At 45.8% G+C, this 19,057-nt stretch carries 13 protein-coding genes; 3 read left to right on the forward strand and 10 right to left on the reverse strand.

The window, feature by feature from the left end; genetic code table 11:
* Positions 1-29 precede the first annotated feature (29 nt).
* Positions 30-1,994: a sensor histidine kinase gene (locus tag NH568_RS04275; RefSeq protein WP_253044763.1), complete on the reverse strand. Its 1,965-nt coding sequence runs from the start codon at positions 1,992-1,994 to the stop codon at positions 30-32.
* Positions 1,995-2,327: 333 nt separating this feature from the next.
* On the opposite strand from NH568_RS04275, the gene NH568_RS04280 reads away from it, so the two are divergent.
* Both NH568_RS04280 and NH568_RS04285 read left to right on the forward strand, forming a co-directional pair.
* Positions 2,328-3,467 carry a Na/Pi symporter gene (locus tag NH568_RS04280; RefSeq protein ID WP_253044766.1) on the forward strand — a complete coding sequence of 380 codons (1,140 nt, stop codon included), beginning with the start codon at positions 2,328-2,330 and terminating at the stop codon, positions 3,465-3,467.
* Between the two features lie 124 nt (positions 3,468-3,591).
* Positions 3,592-4,116: a hypothetical protein gene (locus tag NH568_RS04285; protein ID WP_253044768.1), complete on the forward strand. Its 525-nt coding sequence runs from the start codon at positions 3,592-3,594 to the stop codon at positions 4,114-4,116.
* Here the strand turns inward: NH568_RS04285 and NH568_RS04290 are convergent.
* The 8 genes from NH568_RS04290 to NH568_RS04325 form a co-directional block, all read right to left on the reverse strand.
* Positions 4,081-5,247, reverse strand: coding sequence for an anhydro-N-acetylmuramic acid kinase (locus NH568_RS04290; RefSeq protein WP_253044771.1), 1,167 nt, complete (start codon positions 5,245-5,247; stop codon positions 4,081-4,083). The genes NH568_RS04285 and NH568_RS04290 overlap by 36 nt on opposite strands.
* 3 nt (positions 5,248-5,250) lie before the next feature.
* A complete protein-coding gene (locus NH568_RS04295; RefSeq protein ID WP_253044775.1) occupies positions 5,251-5,673 on the reverse strand; it encodes a hypothetical protein in 423 nt (140 codons plus the stop codon).
* Positions 5,674-5,710: 37 nt separating this feature from the next.
* On the reverse strand, positions 5,711-6,472 hold the full coding sequence (locus tag NH568_RS04300; protein WP_366040745.1) for a transporter substrate-binding domain-containing protein: 762 nt from the start codon (positions 6,470-6,472) through the stop codon (positions 5,711-5,713).
* A 144-nt stretch (positions 6,473-6,616) separates the two neighbouring features.
* Positions 6,617-9,082 (reverse strand): glycosyl hydrolase family 18 protein, encoded by a 2,466-nt coding sequence (locus tag NH568_RS04305; RefSeq protein WP_253044777.1) that lies wholly within the window; start codon positions 9,080-9,082, stop codon positions 6,617-6,619.
* 81 nt (positions 9,083-9,163) lie between these two features.
* Positions 9,164-10,600: a lytic polysaccharide monooxygenase gene (locus NH568_RS04310; protein WP_253044783.1), complete on the reverse strand. Its 1,437-nt coding sequence runs from the start codon at positions 10,598-10,600 to the stop codon at positions 9,164-9,166.
* A 52-nt stretch (positions 10,601-10,652) separates the two neighbouring features.
* Positions 10,653-13,778 carry a glycosyl hydrolase family 18 protein gene (locus tag NH568_RS04315; protein ID WP_253044787.1) on the reverse strand — a complete coding sequence of 1,042 codons (3,126 nt, stop codon included), beginning with the start codon at positions 13,776-13,778 and terminating at the stop codon, positions 10,653-10,655.
* A gap of 503 nt (positions 13,779-14,281) precedes the next feature.
* Entirely contained in the window at positions 14,282-15,250 is a 969-nt protein-coding gene (locus NH568_RS04320; RefSeq protein ID WP_253044791.1) for an ATP-binding protein, read from the reverse strand.
* Between the two features lie 98 nt (positions 15,251-15,348).
* Positions 15,349-15,891 (reverse strand): heme NO-binding domain-containing protein, encoded by a 543-nt coding sequence (locus NH568_RS04325; protein WP_253044795.1) that lies wholly within the window; start codon positions 15,889-15,891, stop codon positions 15,349-15,351.
* A gap of 109 nt (positions 15,892-16,000) precedes the next feature.
* Between NH568_RS04325 and NH568_RS04330 the strand changes: the two genes are divergently transcribed.
* Positions 16,001-17,335, forward strand: a complete 1,335-nt coding sequence (locus NH568_RS04330) for an HD domain-containing phosphohydrolase (protein ID WP_253044797.1) — start codon at positions 16,001-16,003, stop codon at positions 17,333-17,335.
* Here NH568_RS04330 and NH568_RS04335 read toward each other — a convergent pair.
* Positions 17,332-18,882: a PAS domain-containing methyl-accepting chemotaxis protein gene (locus NH568_RS04335; RefSeq protein WP_253044799.1), complete on the reverse strand. Its 1,551-nt coding sequence runs from the start codon at positions 18,880-18,882 to the stop codon at positions 17,332-17,334. The two genes, NH568_RS04330 and NH568_RS04335, sit on opposite strands and share 4 nt — an antisense overlap.
* Positions 18,883-19,057: the final 175 nt, after the last annotated feature.

Consider the following 19,057-nt stretch of genomic DNA (forward strand, 5'->3'; position numbering starts at 1 on the left):
ACAGACATCAAACAGATTACAACTGTTTTCTATGCCAGCGCCAGATCAACTTCAGATGTAGGCAGGATAATTTCGATGCACAGTCCACCCAACAGACTATTGTGTGAATCAATTTTTCCACCATGGCATTCTATTATTTTCTTGCACACGGCCAGTCCCATCCCTTTACCGCCACTGAGTGAACTGCGCGATGCTTCCTCTCTGAACAAAGGTTGGAACAGTTGCCGATGGGCATCATATGACAGCGGCATGCCCGAATCTTCAATACGCAAAACCAGGTTTCGCTCATTTACCAGTGCACTCATTTTGATATCTACGCCGTCGCCGCCATATTTGAGCGCATTTTTAACCACTTCTAAGATCGCGTTGCCAATAGAACGTCTGTCAAACTGCATGGTAAAATGAGGGTCCAGTCGGTTGATGATTTCGAGTCTGGCCTTCTTAGGATCGACATAGGTCATGCAGGTCTGAAATGTTTCATTCATAAAATGTGCAACTTTAACCTCTTCTTTTTTCAAAATATTGGCAACCTCTTTATCGCCGGTTACCAACATCAGCTGGTCAATGAATTTGTGTAACTCGTCAATCTTGGCCATCAGCTTGGCGTAAGAATCTTCTACGTTTTCAACAATGTTATACTGCAATGATTCAACCTGAATCTTCATCACGGTAAGTGGTGTACGTAATTCGTGCGACAGGTCAGTAAATAGCTGCTCTTCTTTCGCTTTCAGCTGATTAACCTGCTCGTTTACCACCTGGCGCTCGCTGTCCACAGTGCGATTGAGTGCATTCACCTGCTGCTCGAGGTGCCTGACCAGCTGGCCCTGAAGTGACTTATGTTGCAATGCCAGTGCAACGGTAAACAACAACACTTCAATAAGGTAACCCACCTTGATAAATGAAGTGATGTCAAAAACATCAATAAGATTGCCATAGCTAGCACCAACTATGGTTAACAGGTTTAGAAACACCAGGTGGTTAATCAGACTGTAGGTAAATGTTCTCATGCCCGGTCCTCTCTGTCTGAAACTCCATATACAAGTATAGACGAACAGCGGGATAACGAACGTACTGGCCAGTAAGTTGTAATAAACGCTTTCCAGATATAAGGCGGTAGGGACCAAACCAATGTAAAGCCAGGTTGCTGCAATATAGACAGAGTTAAGTGTCGGGTGATAATGCTTAAGCTGCAAAAAGCCACGAACGAATAGCAAATGAAATATCGGCACTGTCGCCATCAGAGCGATTGAAAACTGACCACTGAAGAAGCCATGATCAGGCCAGAAATACTGGAAAGAAAAACCGGCCATGTCGATTACGATAAGTAAGAAAAGTAAGGTCCATAAAGCGTAGAAGACATTAGTTGTATTGCGGTTAAAAGCCAGGTTCACGATGACAATGAGCAAAATGGCTGCAACCACCCCAGCCAGGCTGGCGTTAGTTAAAATGCTAAGTTGCGACGTCGATAAGTAATGTGCGTGGGAATGCAGACGTAAGTTGGCTGGCGCATTTGCAAAAGTCTGGTACTCAATCAGTAATTCACTTTTTCCAGATTTAATGTCAAGGGGCAGGTACATTTGAGGGTCCTGAATAGGGCGCTGGCTAAAGCTCGCATGCGCATCCTGCCAGTGCACCTGCCGAAGAGTACCTTCGTCCAGTTGATATACTGCGAGTTTAGGTAGTCTTGCAAAGCCAAATGATAGCACCCAGTCAGTGTTTCGACTTCTGTTATCGAACGTCAATCTTACCCATTTTGAATAAAGTGCGTGCTGGGGTCGCTTCTCTATCCTGTCTAAAGGTACAAACTGCTCAGAATGTTTGTGCACATCCTCAGCCGTATCAATTTGATTATCATAGTCAAAGAAAAAAACGGCGTCGTTCAGCGAGCGCTGCGTTGTGCTGTCTCCTAACAGAATACTTTGCTGTTGATTTGCGCTGACAACTTTACCAGCGAACAAAAAATACCCCATTAAAAGCAATAAGATAAAACGCATGAACAAGACTCGGTAACCATTTGTAACTATCATAGGTCTAAATCGTGTAGGAAATGTGGATTACGGACGAAATAACTTTCTCTCGCCTCTTGAATGTAAACCAATGTAACACTGTTGCGAATTTCAAAATAGTACTATTTATTAGAAACTTAAAAAAACTTCCACAATTCCTTCATAGCCAAAATGCCAAACTTGCGCCTTAAACTTTGAGTACCTGGTTAAATGACAATCGCTTTGAAATATTTCTGTCATATAACTTTGTTTTAATCCGCCCTGAAATAAAAACGTCATCAAAATGCCACATAACATGGCAAGACATAACTGAGTAAAATCATGAGTGAACAAAATCAAACCTCTCTTTTTGCAAAGATCTTAAACTGGACCGCAATTGCTTTACTGGTCTACCTCGTATTAGTTGCTGTTGGTACAGTCAGCGGCGGCTTTAAGCTGGCTTCAGGCGGCACGGAAGGCGCAAAAGAAATTTTCGCATTTGCAACTAACCCGTTCGTCGCATTAATGCTAGGTGCATTTGCAACCGCTCTCGTTCAATCTTCATCTACAGTTACATCAGTTATTGTCGGCCTTGTGGCCGGTGGCCTGCCGCTGGGTATTGCCATTCCAATGATTATGGGTGCAAACATTGGTACTACCATTACCAATACCTTAGTATCGATTGGTCATATCCGTGATAAAGAAGAATTCCAGCGCGCTTTTGCTGCTTCGACGGTTCACGACTTCTTTAACCTGCTTGCTGTGGCCATTTTCCTGCCGTTAGAAATTATGTTTGGCTTGCTGGAAAAATTCTCAGCTGCACTGTCTCACCTGTTCGTAGGCGATGCTGACCTGTCTCTTAAAAGCTACAACTTCATCAAACCGCTTGTAAAACCAGCTGTAGGGGTAGTAAAAGATGCAGTCAGTTTCCTGGATGGTAAAGCCGTTGGTGTTGCTATGGTTATCATTGGTATTGCCATGATCCTGTTCGCAGTTACAACCCTTGGTAAATTACTGAAGAAAGCATTGGTTGGCCGCGCTAAAGAACTACTACACAGCGCAATTGGTCGTGGTCCTGTTGCTGGTATCAGTTCAGGTGCAGTGGTGACTGTCATGGTTCAATCTTCTTCAACCACAACCAGTTTGATGATCCCTCTTGCAGGTAGCGGTGTATTCAACACTCGTCAGATTTATCCTTTCACACTGGGCGCTAACATTGGTACTACTATCACTGCACTGCTTGCAGCCACCTCAATCACAGGCCCTAACGCTGAAGTCGCACTGACGATTGCACTGGTACACGTAATGTTTAACGTATTCGCTGTTGGTCTGATATACGGTCTGCCACTTCTGCGTGAAATCCCTCTGCAACTTGCTGAAAAGCTTGCTCAAATTGGTACCCGTAATAAATCAGCGGCATTTGGTTACGTGCTGGGCTCTTTCTTCGTCCTGCCAGGACTGTTGATGCTAGCCATCAAGTAGTGAGATTAATCTGACGTACCACCTGTCAGAATATGGTAAAAAAGGGCTCAGCTAAGAGCCCTTTTTAATAATTTTGACATATTGAACCGGCATAATTCGCCTAGTTTAATTTTTCGGCAAAATCATGAATACACGTAAGCGGTCTTTGACTTTTGATATAAAGGACCAGGCACAGCAATTGTTTTTTCTTGAGCATGGCTCACCGTTTGATCAGCTCGAGTTTTACATAGAACAAGACGAACTGATTGTCTCTTGCCAGCTCCCAAAGGACGCTGTAGCTGGAAATCAGATCCGAGCAACAGCTAACCATCAGGACAATCGCAGCGTCGACTTTGTAGCTCAGCTGCAGTTGCACGAGCATGACATAATCAAAGGGTCGATAGAGTTACGCCTCAGCGGTGCTGGTAAATGCGGTTCATACAACTTACAGTTGAGTTTACTGGGCCACAAAGAGCGGGTTAAAAATAGTATGGATTACATGGCGTATTTGTCTCGTGAGATTAGCAATAGTGACATGGACCGCAAGTCAAGCGCGGCACCATCAGGTTCGCCATCAGGTGTTTTACACATGGTTGCGAAATACATTCGCACAGAATTCAGCACCCTGTTTGGCTCATCCCGGCAGGCTTATCTTACCGAAAGAAAATAGTCCATCCCCAGCTACGCATTCATTTGCCAGGACCGCAAATAATGCCGCTTCTTTAGAGTCTACTCCAACCCCGTCACATGAGAGTTTTGATATATCAAACTCCTCAGAAAGCCGTGACTTTAACTTGGTTATCAGTAGCGTGTTATGGGCGCCACCGCCACTTAACAATAACTCAGTAGGGCCACTTAACCCTAGACGGTTAATCTGCTCGAGAACACACCAGGCCGTTAACTCATTCAGCGTTGCCAATACATCGTAATGAGACAAAACTGAACCAAGACACATTAACTTGTCTTCCAGCATCGCCAAACTGAACACTTCTGGCCCAGTTGTTTTCGGTGTAGCGTAGTGAAAAAATGGAACAGACTTGAGTGAGTCTAAGAGATCGTTCGATACTTTTCCGCGTGCTGCCAGTGTCCCGGCTTCGTCATAAGGTACATTAAAATACCGCTGGCAGTATGCATCCATCAGGGTGTTGCCGGGGCCAATGTCAGTGCATTGAACATCATCTACTTTTCCGCCTGCCGGAAGCACAGTAAAATTTGCTATACCGCCTAAATTAAGCAAAATACGGTGTAAGTTTGATTTTTGATATAACAAATAGTCACCATATTGTGCAAGAGGAGCGCCCTCCCCCCCCTTAGCAATGTGCTTCTGCCTGAAATCGGAGATTGTTATGATCTGGGTCCGCACTGCGACGTGATCGCCGTCCCCAAGTTGTAAAGTGCCGTTTCCAAACCCAGTATGTGAATGCTGATGCTGCGGGCAATGGTAAACGGTTTGCCCATGGCTCGCTATCAGGTCTATATCTTGTGGTTTAAGCTGCCAATGCGTCAGCGTTTGATTGATAATTTTCGCATGGTATAGACCGCTCCAAGGATTCAGTAGCGTTAAATATTCAAAGTCCACATTGTCTTGAGCAAAGACCTTACGCACTTTTTCTTTGAACTCATTATCGTAAGGCGCGGTTGTGAACTTAAGTAACTTACAACGCGTCTTTGTGCCTGAACCACTCACCTTGCACAAGGCCAGATCGAGTCCGTCTAACGAGGTGCCACTCATCAAGCCCAGAATAATACGAGAGGGCTTGTTCGCAATGGAACTCAGCTGATTTATTTGCTTAAGACCCATTGCCTAGTACCCGGAATTATTAGCTGTTACAACCGCCACAACGGGATAGTCATTCGCGCCGAGCTCTAGTGTGAAGTTACGCTTTTCATAACCTTCCAACATTACCTTGTGTGGCAAAGCACTGACTTGTTGCGCAGTACCGTCGGCATAAATGACCATGAGTTGCTCAGGCTCCAAAATTCGTCGCCCCGACGACAGGTTTTCAAGGTTTAATAGCACCGCCCTATAACCATCGTCGTTCGACATTGCCACACTGCGATTAACTTTAAAGTCGCTTTTAGCGGGTCTTATTCTATCGTTACGGTCGAATAAAAGAGTATCCAGCGTCATCTGCATGGTGTCAAAACGATATGGCTTTTGTTCTTTTGCTGCGACACATGCAGAAACGACCATCAGGGTAGCTATCGCCAACCTTACTTTTCGCATTATTTGTACTCCGTAAAAAACCGCAAGGCCAAAGGTTTTAGCCTCTGCCGGTTTCTATTCCATATTGGCTAACCAACTCTGCTATCTCTTCTCGCAACGAGTCAATCGCTGAGTTAATTTCTTCTATTTCTTGTTTATTAAAAGACTTACGACTTAACATGAAATGAATGGCATTATCATTCACTATATAAGGGTGAATTTTCATCTCGCTAAACCCGAGCTTCTCTATGTAATGATAACCGGAGAATTCATCTTCAATTAAAAAGTCGACTCGCCCACGATTCACCAGCTGCATGCGTTGACTAATACTGGGCACTTCAAGTAAGCGCTCTCTGTACCAGGCAATCTTAAGAATTTGTTCCAGCTCTCTGCCATAATAGGCACCCGGGTTAGCAACAAATGTGCTCTCCGCTGCAAATAGCTCTGTCAGGCTTCTTACATCGTTAAGATCTTTACTTCTTGTAAATAAGCGCATTCTTTCCCGCCGATAAGCCTGGCTAAAAAAGGCAAGCTCAGCTCTTTGAGTGTTAAAACTAGCAGAAGGAAGAATGTCTATAAATCCTTTGGACAGCTCTGTAATACCTCTTGCCGAAGAAGGTAACTGAACAAAATCTATACATAGCTTTGCCTTGCTGAAAACCCTTCGGGTTATGTCAATATCAAGACCATAGGGAACCGTCTCTCGGTACATCACATAAGGGGGCCAGCTCGTGCCCACGCCAACTTTGTAGCGTGTATCACATTGGGTGTTCGCAAACACCGTAACAGGAAGGAGAATTAACAGAAATAGTAAATGCACAACGTCTAGCAATCATTGATATTAGCTAGATTATGAAGTATATCGGCAAGAAAACAAAGGCGCGCTAGCACCTTTGTTCGTTATTGTTGGCCAGTCCCTTGGTCAATCAGAAGCAAAAACTTCCGCTTCTGACATCAACATACCTTAAAGAGCCTTCCACACCATCGCTTTTCCGGGCTCTTCACCGCGAGTCCACCACTTAGCTTCGTATAACTTGCCTTGATAGCTAACGCGATCACCACCGACATACACTTTACTGCGGTCCCAAGGATCAGCACCAACTGTAGAATCCGTGACATTAACATCGAATGAGACTGTCGTAGTTGCAACACCGTCGGACACGGCAACGGTCACCTGATAAGTGGTGTTCTGAGCAACTTCTGGCGCAGTAATCGTCGCACTGGCACCCTGGCCGCTTACACTCAAACCGTTGCTTGCTGTCCAGCTATAAGTTAACGCATCGCCGTTAGGGTCTGTAGCATTAACCTGTACCGATGTGCTGGTATTCTCGGCAAGCGTAACTGCGGAGATAGGCGTTACTACAGGGGCATCGTTACCAGTCGACGGTGCTTTAACCAGCACTTTAACATTGCGTGTTGTTGTGGCTTCACCATCCGACACTGCGATAGTTAAAGTGTACTCAGTGTCTTGTGTTACTACTGGCGCGGCAACACCCACTGTCGCACTGGTTGTATTCGTCAGGGTTAGCGCACTTGACGCACTCCAGGCGAACGTCAACGGTTGATTATCAGGATCAGACGCTGTTGCTGTTATATTGACTGAACCACCTGACTGAACGGTAACATTACTTTCAACAGATACAACAGGCGGCTTATTAACTGGTACACCACCAGTCAAACCATCATACATAGCGTTCAGAATATCGCCATTATCAGCATCGATTTCCCAGGCAAATAATCCACCTAGGTCGTACAGGTTTACATAACGTCCTTTTGCTTCAACAGAGCGAGCACTATCGAAAGTCAGTAATTTTCCGTTGCTGCGGTTCCAGACGTAAGCAGCTTCTGCCTGCTCGTCGTAGCCAACCTCAAACCCGTTCAGACCTGTGCCATTCGGTCCAACTAAATTAGCAGCAATGGCTTTGTAATCCATAATACCCGGCTCCCATACTCCTTCGGAAGTAGAGCCTGAATATTTACCATTACCAGGCGCTGTCATTGGATTGCCTGGAATTGTAGTGCTCTGATCCATCACACCTTCCCAGCCACGTCCATACATAGCTGCGCCCATGACGATTTTCTTCGAGTTTACGCCTTGCTGTAACAACAGTTGTACCGCGTTATGTGCCGTGTAAGCTGGACCTTTACGTGGTTCACCATTATCATCAACACCGGTACCATTGCACTCATCCTGACTCAGGTGTGAGCCACAGTACAAACCTGTCTGGTGGCCTGTTACATTGTTCCAGCCACCATAAAAGTCATAGGTCATCGCGAAGATGTAGTCCATATATTGCTGTGCAGCCTGATAATCTACGTCTTCAATTTTATCGTAGCCAGAACCAATGGCTGAAGTCAGCTCATATGTGCGGCCCGTTTCGGCTTCAAGCTCATCCAGCATCGCACGTAGCTCCGCCATCAGTGCAATATAAGCCGGACCATCATTGACCGGGTCACCCAAGTCAGGGTTTGGACCGTCACCACCCGGGAATTCCCAGTCGATGTCTACCCCGTCGTAGAACTTCCAGGTTTTTAAGAACTTTTTCATCGATGCGACAAATACATCACGATTTGCTTTGTTGGTGAATCCATGAAATGGGTCCGAGAGCGTCCAGCCACCAACTGATGGTAAGATTTTCAGATCCGGGTAGCGCTGTTTGAGCGCCATTAGCTGGGCATATGTACCACGAATTGGGTCATTTTGACTTACGCCTGGCAATGTTTTTTGAATTGCGGCCCATGGATCGTGAATCACCACTTCATAGTCAGGTGTTCCTGCACACGCCTTTTGCAATGCACGCCAGCTGTTGCCATTTTCAATTTCTTTCAGTGATTCATTGGCACCACAAATTGGAATAAAGCCGTATAGCAGGTGGCTTAGGTTCTGTGCCGGGATGTTAGTCACGTCAAAGTCGCGGCCATAAATGCCCCATTCTACAAAATAAGCACCTGTTACCTTGCCCGGGATGGTGCCGTTATTGCGGTTGTTAGGGTTAACATCCATAGGCAAAGGTTCTAAGTGACCACCGTCTGTGTCTGCTATCACGATCTCTTTGCCTGCACTTCTCGCACAGCCGGTACTATCGCACAGTTCAACATACAAAGTATGGCGACCGGACTGAGTGTAAGGGAAGGTGATTGTGCCGCTTTTTGTTCCAGCGTCCAATACTCCTTCATTGACTAGCTGATTATCGAAATACACTTTATAGCTGTCACCACCTGTGCCACTCCATGCATTCCATTTAATCTGAATGTCTACTTTGTCTTTAGCGGTTACCAGGTCTTTGTATGACCCATTGCCATCAAGTAAAACATCTACAAAAGAATAGACCTGAGGTTCCCAGCTCAAGCTAGGTGTTGAAGGGGCAGCCAGAACTGATCCGCTCATTAGTGCAAGGCCTATTGCCGTGCTGATCTGTTTAATCTTCATTACTTTCTCAACCTTATTTACATGTTATATCCAAACCCCGGAGGGTGATTTATTGGTACTGCTTAAAACTGACTCGTCTGGCTAAAGTGCTTTCCAGACCTGGGCTTTGCCGGGCTCTTCGCCACGGGTCCACCACTTGGCTTCATAATTTTTGCCCTTGTGCGAGACTTTATCCCCACCTACATAGGTGTCAGAGGCTTGCCACTTTGGATGAGTAGACACCGGAATATCTTTAACCGTCACGCTTAGGTCTCTGGATGTGGTTAGCTCACCATCAGAAACTGCAATTGAAACCGTATACTGAGCGTCTGCCGATACCTCTGCGCTTTGCAGTGTGACGGTTGCACCACCGCCGGTCATCGTAAGTCCGGATGGGACTGACCAGGTGTATGTCAGCTCAGTTTGCTCATCATCAAAGGCATGTACATGAACCTGAACTTGGCCATTTTCATCCATTACAATCGGATCGGGCTGATGAACCGTTGGCGGTGTATTCGGTGCTTTTGGCACGATTGTCAGGTTATAGGTAAAGGCAGTATCTGTTACGAACACTTCGTTACCCAGTAAGTTGGCTTCATCAAACACCACGTCACCGTTTGTTTGTTTCACACCAACCCGGACATCACTGGCATACGTAGTATTAAGCTGACCTGCCAAAACACTTGCCCAACTTGACTGATTTTGCTCTGTCACAGCTAAAGAATGTTTCACTATTTCCTGACCATTTTGGTCAAATACCCTTGCCCAGATCAGGTCTCCAACATTGGCTGACTGGCCTCTGGTGACAAAATAGCCAGCTGAGATCCAGTCATTTGGTTGTGTATCTGTCACGATATTTATGTCGCTACAGTTATAGAAACCCTCACCCACGACATCGTTTCTCTGCCAGCGAGTATAAAGAATCGCATTTCCGCTTCGGCCCTGAGGGATCTGAATGGTCATCTCATATATGCGTTTTCCGTCCGGGTCTTTAACAAAATCGACGTTGCCTACTTCAGTGATCAGATCCAGGCTGCCCCAGGTCATCACGTCTGTCGCAGGATTAAATCCCGGCTTGGTTAGATAAAATTTCCAGAAACTCGGATTATGTGGGGTTGTGGCATGAAATCGTATGGCCAGCTCCCCCGCAGCGTTTGGTCTGACTTGAGTCGTCTGCCAGTCCGCAGAAGGTAAGTTCATGCCGCGTTTTTCGTGCGAACCAGCTGCGCACAAGGTGCCATCAGGAATATTTTTTTCTACCGCCTGTTGGTTATTGTAATCGGGCGTATTGACTGCGAACTCATGCTCCTGAATAAACTGAACATAACCAGATTCCAGGTAAGCCGCTCGACAAGCCGCATTGGGAATATTGGAACCATCTTCTGGCCACCAATAGCCCCCCTGGTCTTCACAGATAGCCTGTCTTGCCATAGGAAAATCCATATAGCCATGACTGGCAGCCAGTTCGCTGTAACTCAAAGCGCTCAACACTAGTGCACCAATTGCAGTCTGTTTCGAAAAAGATGTATATGTCTTCATAACTTGCCTCTTTCATAGGGGCCGAAGCCCCTGATCCTAGTTAGCTAATTGGTTACAAACTGCAAACCTTGGTGTAATCAGAGCTTACTGATGGTTGCTTATTGCTCCACCACTTCGCTTTGTATACACCGTTGCCGTCGATGATGAGGTCTCCCTGGGCAGCATGGGTTCCCTTGGGAAACTCAGGGTAAACACTGATCTGTGAGATAGGCACGCCTTCACAACTGGTGATAGGTCCGCCGTTACCATCACCCGGTTTCGCGTCCGGCAGTTTCGGATACTCGAACTTAAATGCGTAACGCTTGCCATCTTTTTCAGCGACGAAATTAACCGGACCTGTAATTGGCATGTAGTACATCACTTGTGCATTTACGGTTTCACCTGGTGCGAATGACTTAGGAATATTTCCCCACTCATCTACCAGTGTGATTGAAAAGCGGTGGAATTCATTTTCAAATCCGCCGATATTGTTACCGGCTGCGTTTGAACGATTGACCTCAACCGCCATACCAAGTTTTTCCTGAGCATTCCAGTTAGACTTGAAGATTGCAGATGTTGCAACCGGCACATCAAAGGTGATCTTCGCGCCGGACAGGTCAATGGCTGAGTTATTGGTAAATGAGAACGTTGGCGCGATTGGATAGTTATCATCACCCAGCGGGAAGTCTTTTGCTGTAAAGCTGACGTCAACTGATTCCGCAGGTACCTGGAAGCTTACATCACCTGGGTGGATATCGTATGGCGCACCCGACTGATTAAACTTGTTATAGGCTAACGTTGTCAGGCTTGAACCCATAAAGTACTCACCCTTTGCCGCGTCGTAATCGAAATCCCCGGCCAGCTCCCAGAACATGATGCCGCCAAGCCCATTGTTGATGACATAATCGACCTTGGTCCCCATAGACTCTTCATCTTCAATCGACAAGAATACTTTCTTCTCGGCATTCCACAGCCAGGGGGCAACTGCCACAGAGTCATAATGACGGGCATAGGTACCAGTCAAGCGGTCTGCAGGATCTGTGTCCGGCGTCAGGCCATAATCGGCCAGATAGCTGGCAACAATACCTGATTGCAGGTTCTTAACATGCCACAATGGGTTAGAACCCGCTGGTACTTCAAGGCCTACGTCATTTTTGTCATGCCAAAGATTGTCAATACCTACGGCACCGTTACCACATTTATTCTTTTCACCTTTTCCGGTACCTGGTGGACAGTTCGCCTGGTCCGGGAATGCCGCCTGACCCCAAAGCCCGTTTGTACCACCTTGGACATTCTGGAAACCTCGGGTGTAGTAAGGAATACCGATATTGATACGACCACCGGACAAAGCGCCACGGAAATATTTAACAGCCCAGTCTGTATTCAGGTAACCAATACCTTCAAATTCAGCGGTACCATAGACATTCCATGCTTTGAGTTCAGAATCTTCACCTGTGTCAAACAAAGAAGCATTGTGGCCTACATGCTGGTTCCACGCCCCATGTAAGTCGTAAGACATGATGTTGACGTAATCCAGATATTTAGTGACCTGGAATGTCTCCATACCACGTAGCAAGTAGCCAGAAGAAGGTGACGCAATTGTTAGCATGTAGTGCTTACCATCTTGTTGGCCTGCTATATCAAGCTCTTCACGCAAGCGCTTCATCAGCACCTGATATGAGGCATTCAATCCTGCGCGTAATGCGTTTGAGATTGGGAAGTCATCCGGGTGGCCTGCATCGTTCATTGAAGTTGGGTATTCATAATCAATATCGACACCGTCAAAACCGTAAGTACGGATAAACTCCACAGCACTTGCCGCAAATGCGTCAATGCCGGCCTGATTCACACTGCCATCGGCATTAGTGGTCATGGTGTAAAAACCACCACTGTTGACACGCTTACCATCGCTGCCGAAATAGCCACCAGTTTCAGCCCAGCCGCCAACCGAGATCAGTGTTTTTACGTCAGGATATTGTTTTTTGTACTTGTTCAGCAGGTTAAAGTGACCTTTATATGGCAGTGCAGGATCCATTTCTGCGCCAGCCTCTCCAGGCCACTCCATATTCGTTGCCGGATTACCAGCAGCCGCCGGGTCGCCAATTGATACCTTGTTGTTTGCATCAACGTGCGCAAAGGCGTAGTTAATATGCGTTATTTTGTCCCATGGAATGTCATTAACCAGGTAGGATGGTTGGCCATTTGCGCCATTTCTCCAACTGGTAAAGTAGCCGATCACGCGACGAGGGTGGTCATTGCCCATTTTTTCTCGTCCGTTTACGTCGTAGATAGTACAGTAAGGCGTGTTCACGCCAGGAGTCTGGAACAAGCCCTCTGGTTTACAGTCATCACGCCCCCCCTGCCCCTGCTCAACAACTGTCAGTGTCTGAGACACACTTGACGTTGCCCCTTTGTCATCTGTAACCGCTAGGGTAAAGCTCACGGGACCAAGTTGCTGAGCGGTCCATGTGTGATCGGTCGCGGTGCCATTTGTAGTAACAACGTCCACACCATCTGCCGTAAACGTCAACTTAGTCACCTGACCGTCGACATCGCTTCCAGACAAGCCGAAGACAACCTGAGAGCCAACAACGAGTTCAGCTGGCTGGCTCTTTATTACTAACTGTGCTTCCGGAGCCTTATTGCCTGTATCAGCTGGCTTAACAAGGATTTGGCTAGTCAATACATTAGATGCAGCCCCCTTATCATCATACGCCGTTGCACTGATGCTGTGGCTACCAACACTGGCACTCCACAGCGCATCAAACATATCCGCAGTTCCGCTTACGTCAGTGGCAACCAAAGCACCATCGACAAAGAACTCAACCTTGTTTATGGTGCCATCGGAGTCGACTGCTTTCACTCTTATGGCAACGCTGTCATTTTCAGCGAACTCAGAACCAGCAACAGGCTGTAAGTTACTGGCGACAGGCGGCTTATTTTCGACAACGCTGTCACACTGGCCCAGCCAAGTCCATTCTTGCCAGTCGCCTGAATTGGTTGCGGGCTCAGAACGTGTCCACCAGTTAGCTTCATAAGCATTGTTATTCTGCTCGACTTGCTGACCGCCCGTGTATGCTTTACCTGATTCCCATGGGTTAAGCCCGGTACAATCATATGCGTTAGCCTGTGTTGAGCCGATCGCAATGGCGATTGCGCTGAGCTGCATTGCCATCTTGAATTTGTTTCTCGTTTTCATACTTTCTTCAACCTTTACCGTTTTATTGATTAACATTTTTAAAGTAAAGCTAACATAGAATTTGAGTACGTCAACGTAAGCATGGCTACTTTTTAATCTCACAAACGAAAAAAACAACCCTTTTTCATTACCAATTATTCAAATGAATGGACTTTTTCTCACATGGCCCTGCTCTTTGTTAAGTGAGTTAAATTCATATATGACAGTTCGTATACTCCCCTCTATTGCTATAAGAACAACCAGTTAAGTCAAAAAAAGAGACATGAAAAAGAAAAACTTATGGTTTCGGATAAGTTATATTAATCCGAATTGTATCCATAAAAAAATTTGACAACGGAATATCTTATACGTATTAGTTATATGCAAATCAGACAAGATCAGCATGTATACATCTAGTTAACGTAAAGGTTAACAGGTGGGTGGGTGATACAAATATACTCTTTTTAGGGACAAACTAACGTTAAAACAAAGGTGGCGTATAGGTTACGGGAACGAGGGCCTGTTTATTTGACATGGTTTACGGGGATAGCAACGGTCACTGTAGTACCCTCACCCTTTGTGCTTTCAACATTAATAGTGCCACTGTGTTCAGAAACGATGCCATATGCAACAGCCAATCCCATGCCCGTCCCCTGACCCACAGGTTTGGTCGTAAAGAATGGTTCGAAAATGTGCGCTATAGCGTCCTGAGCTATACCGGTACCGTTGTCTATCACTTCTATAATAATTTGGCTACCAACCTTTTTGACATGAAGCTCAATCGCAGGAGAAGCACACACGCCATCTGATTTAGCTTGCTCACAAGCATATTTAGCATTCATTAATAGATTAATGACGACTTGATTAAGCGCAGCCAGATTGCAATAGCTCATTGGAATGTCGGATTTCTTTACACTTAACTCTATATGTTTGAGCTGATTTGCAAGCAAGCCCAGAGCACTGTCGATGGCCTCAGTCATATCCGCCATGACAAATTCGTTGTTTTTAGGTCTGGCAAAATCAAGCAAGCTGGCAACTATAGTTGCAATGCGCTGGCAACCATCCTGACAATCATCGATTAAATCCTGGGCATCTTCGGCGAAAAAACACAGCTGATACTGAGACTCTAATTGCGCAAATGTTTCTTTGAACTGGTCTTCATCTAACGCATTCTTTGCAAACGACTGACTGACCTTGATTAAGTCAGAGACACCTTTTGCCACTTGTCCAAGGGTACCTATATTACCGTTTATATATGCAAGCGGATTATTGATCTCATGGGCGACGCCGGCAGACATTACACCCAGGGTGGCCATTTTCTCGCTCTGCAGTATCGCAGCGTGCTGCCGCTTTAATTGCGTCAGATTTGCTTCCAGCTCCTGATTTGCAAGGTACAAAGAGCGAGTTTTATCTTCCAGCAGGGTCTCTAGTTCGTCCCGAGCCTGCTTCTCTCTATGATATGCTTTATAGTACTCGTTGCTTTCGTTCGACATACTTACCCTCCGGATCACTGATAGAGCTATATACACATATCAGGCTCTCAGTCGCTTCTACTATATCAAACTCCCTGAGCCTTACTATTATCGTCTTATTAAGACAATATATTGACCACAAAACGACAGTGATCATCCCCTTCGTGCATGCAATTGGTGTGAGATATTTCAATTTGTTTGTTGTAATGATCCGCAGCCCCGTAAATGAGCCCCTCAGCACAAAAGCATAGTTTTCGGGGTGAACGATAATCAACGAGAATTTTACCTTCATCGATGACCTTAGCATCTATTTTGGGCAGGTTAGGTTCATCGTAGAGCTTTGCCACCTCTACGTGGATCACACTGTCTATGGCAAGAATTAACTTCTCAAAAGTATTCAACGGTTCAAGCACGGTGTGATGCTTAGCTGCCAATGAACCAAATAAAAACCGTCCAAATACGCCTAGCACATCTGCTAATGGTAAAGCCATTTTTTCCGCGACGCCATTTGCCAACGCAAACAGCTCTTCATCGGGATAGGATACAGCTGAGACATAACTGCGGTGTGCCGGACTATGCTCGTCTAATAACGCATTCCATTCAGCCATACCCAGATTTTCTACAACCAACTCCTCTAAACTACGAAATATTATGCCTTTCATTTTTTAATCCTTAGCTAACGTAATTTAACAGCAAACTCGCTGCAGCAATTGTTATAAAACAAAGTTTAGACTAATTTTTATATTATCTATTGCTTTAACTTAATGATATATGGCTGAACACGATCCCGAGCAAGTAACGATTGACCCACCCGAAGGCCCTATTCGGGTATTGTGCCTGGATGATGAGCCTAGCGTTCTAAAGGTGCTCAGAAGAACACTGGGTTATGCGGGCATGGAGGTCTCTTTGTTTGAGTGTGGCGAACAAGCGTTACAGGCACTTGCTGAGCATGACTTTGAGGTTATTATTTCAGACATGCGTATGCCTGAGATGGATGGCGTGGAGTTTCTGACAAAAGCCAGGCAAGCTTCTCCGCAATCACAACGCATATTATTGTCCGGCTATGCTGATATGGACTCTACTATCGCAGCCATTAATGAAGGCGGAATACACAATTTTCTTCAGAAACCCTGGCAAAATGAGGCGCTCATCCATGTTATTAAAGATGCAGCAGAAAAGTATCGTCTCAAACATTACAATACCGCGCTTCAAACTGCGATAAGCAATCAAAATGAACAGTTAAAAGCATTAAACGGAAACCTTGAAGAATTAGTCGAAAAGCGAACCGCTCAGATCCGCACCGTGCTTCGCCAATTAGAAACAGCCAACAAACGCGAGCAGGATGAACACAAGGCAACTGTAGAACTACTCTACAATTTCATCAATGCAAATCCCTACATTGATGCGGATATGGCTAAACAGATTGCCAATCTTAGTGGCTTAATCGCACAAAAGCTGGGTCTGGGCGATAACGTGGTACAACTGACAAAAATGGCCGGCTATCTTGCCCAGGTCGGGTTGCTTGCAATGGATCCAGTACTGTACGACAAACCGCTTGAGCAGCTCAGCTCTGAGCAACGAAAGCTGTTCTTTACACATCCAGCCACCGCACAACTAATGTTGATGCCAGCTCAGCACCTGAGCGATGTGGGTGAAGCGATATATCACCAGTTTGAAAAATATAATGGTCAGGGGATCCCGAAAGGGCTTAAAGGCAAACAAATTCCAATTGGCGCACAAATCCTCGCTGCAGCAAGAGATTATGTTGAAAATCTTCTAAAAAACCAGGGAGACAATGAGACCAGGCGTGGGCATGCACTTGAAATTATTAAAATGTATAGCGGATCGTTCTACCACCCAAAAGTAGTCTTAGCACTGGAACAAGCAATTCAAGCCAACACCTCAACAGCACACCAAGTTGGGTCAATGAACATCATTAATGCTCAAGCACTCAAACCGGGGATGGAACTTGGACTGGCTATCCATAGCCATAAAGGGATCATGCTGTTACCTAAGGGGCACATTTTCACGGAAGCAACTGTTGCCAAACTACAACAGTTAGAAACACAAAAACCTTCCCCATTTAGGATCCTGATTAAAGCCTAGCGCTTAAAACGTATCACCAGCTCGTACATGTCATTTGCCACTGTGGTTAGCTCCTCACTGATGACATGCATTTCATTAGAGCTGCTTACACTGGTATTCGCCAGCGTAGCAATATTAACAACTTGCTGGTTAATGTCCTCAGAAACAGCTGCCTGTTCTTCTACAGAAGTGGCAATTTGCATGCTACTGGCGCTGATTTTTTCTATCAATTGGTAAATGCCTTCCAGTTTCATAGAAGACTGAGAAAGCTGCTCTATCCCCTGGCGAGATTCATCCTCGCCTCGTTGCGCTATGAACTCGGCGTTTTGCGTACTCTGTGTCAACTGTTCGATTATTGCATGGATCTCTTTCGTTGATTCCTGGGTTCTTTGCGCCAGGTGGCGTACTTCATCTGCAACAACGGCAAAGCCCCGCCCCTGCTCCCCGGCCCTAGCCGCTTCTATTGCCGCGTTCAATGCAAGTAAATTAGTTTGCTCAGCGATTTGTTCAATTATCTGCGCAGCTTCTGCTATCTTGGAAGTTTGTTTGGCAACACCTAGCACCGAGTCTTTGATATCAACGACCGTTGCACCAAGATTCTCGATTGAAGCGCGGGTTTCTTCAGAGCTTCGTGCGCTTTCCTGTGCGAGAATAAGCACCCCTTTTGCATCTTCCGAGCTAGCCTGAACGCTATGCGACACTTCATTGATTGTAGTAGCCATTTCATTCATAGCAGTGGCAACTTGCTCGGTCTCAAGCTGTTGCTTAGTCAGGCACTCGGTAGTCTCAATACTCTTAGAGTTGCTAATTGTTGCACCACTGGCAACCCCTTTAGCGGCAAACTCGATACGAGTGATAATGGTGTCCAGATGCGCCCGCTCGCTAAGCAACTTGACGTGCAGTTGAGCCATCTTACCCGTCCAAGGTGAGTAAACCTGAGTTGCTATATCGTCACAAAAACTATGAGACATCACCTTATCAATTCGACTTAGCTGCTCGTTATCTCGATACGTGTTGTATGCAAATAATGCCAGTGTATTGACAACCAACCAGGCAAACCCGATTGCTTCGCCTGCAGACATATAGAGTAAAATCGCAATAACCACAGCTAACGACGACCAGATCGAACGCAGCTTAGGCAACTTAAATCCGTCACGTTGTCCCGACTTAACCCGTTTGTATAACGCTTCTGCCCGCTCAACAGATGCACGGTCCGGACAGCTACGAACGGATTCATAGCCTATAATTTTCCCGTCTTGCGTCATCGGCGTGACATACGCATTTACCCAGTAATGGTCGCCGTTTTTACAACGGTTCTTTACTAAGCCCATCCAGGGCTTACCCGCTTTAAGCTGATCCCACATCGTCTTAAATGCAAGTTCTGGCATATCTGGGTGGCGGACGAGATTATGAGGTTGTCCTATCAGTTCTTCTTTGGAATAGCCACTGACTTCAATAAAGTGTTCATTACAATCCAGTATCGTTCCTTTCAGGTCTGTCACTGAAATAAGCCGGGTGTCTGCGGAAAAACGCTTTTCCTGATTCGTGACGGGGTGGTTTAATCGCATTGTTAACTCGAATTCTATGCTGTAAATTGCTGGTGCGGAGCGAGAAAATACGACTAATGCGCTGTTTTTGCAACAACAAATCTATATTTTGCCGATTTTTTAAGACAAAATAACTAGATCCAATATGATGCCAAACGCGTATAAGCGAAAATCGTTTTTTCACTCTGGCCTTTTG

The sequence above is a fragment of the Pseudoalteromonas sp. XMcav2-N genome (assembly GCF_024124545.1).
Lineage (GTDB): Bacteria > Pseudomonadota > Gammaproteobacteria > Enterobacterales > Alteromonadaceae > Pseudoalteromonas.

What these genes read in the sequence shown, in the direction of transcription:
- NH568_RS04320 (WP_253044791.1), bottom strand. Translation starts at nt 15,250, where the DNA reads ATGTCGAACGAAAGCAACGAGTACTATAAAGCATATCATAGAGAGAAG.
- NH568_RS04310 (WP_253044783.1), bottom strand. Translation starts at nt 10,600, where the DNA reads ATGAAGACATATACATCTTTTTCGAAACAGACTGCAATTGGTGCACTA.
- NH568_RS04275 (WP_253044763.1), bottom strand. Translation starts at nt 1,994, where the DNA reads ATGCGTTTTATCTTATTGCTTTTAATGGGGTATTTTTTGTTCGCTGGT.
- NH568_RS04280 (WP_253044766.1), top strand. Translation starts at nt 2,328, where the DNA reads ATGAGTGAACAAAATCAAACCTCTCTTTTTGCAAAGATCTTAAACTGG.
- NH568_RS04325 (WP_253044795.1), bottom strand. Translation starts at nt 15,891, where the DNA reads ATGAAAGGCATAATATTTCGTAGTTTAGAGGAGTTGGTTGTAGAAAAT.
- NH568_RS04335 (WP_253044799.1), bottom strand. Translation starts at nt 18,882, where the DNA reads ATGCGATTAAACCACCCCGTCACGAATCAGGAAAAGCGTTTTTCCGCA.
- NH568_RS04295 (WP_253044775.1), bottom strand. Translation starts at nt 5,673, where the DNA reads ATGCGAAAAGTAAGGTTGGCGATAGCTACCCTGATGGTCGTTTCTGCA.
- NH568_RS04330 (WP_253044797.1), top strand. Translation starts at nt 16,001, where the DNA reads ATGGCTGAACACGATCCCGAGCAAGTAACGATTGACCCACCCGAAGGC.
- NH568_RS04285 (WP_253044768.1), top strand. Translation starts at nt 3,592, where the DNA reads ATGAATACACGTAAGCGGTCTTTGACTTTTGATATAAAGGACCAGGCA.
- NH568_RS04315 (WP_253044787.1), bottom strand. Translation starts at nt 13,778, where the DNA reads ATGAAAACGAGAAACAAATTCAAGATGGCAATGCAGCTCAGCGCAATC.
- NH568_RS04305 (WP_253044777.1), bottom strand. Translation starts at nt 9,082, where the DNA reads ATGAAGATTAAACAGATCAGCACGGCAATAGGCCTTGCACTAATGAGC.
- NH568_RS04290 (WP_253044771.1), bottom strand. Translation starts at nt 5,247, where the DNA reads ATGGGTCTTAAGCAAATAAATCAGCTGAGTTCCATTGCGAACAAGCCC.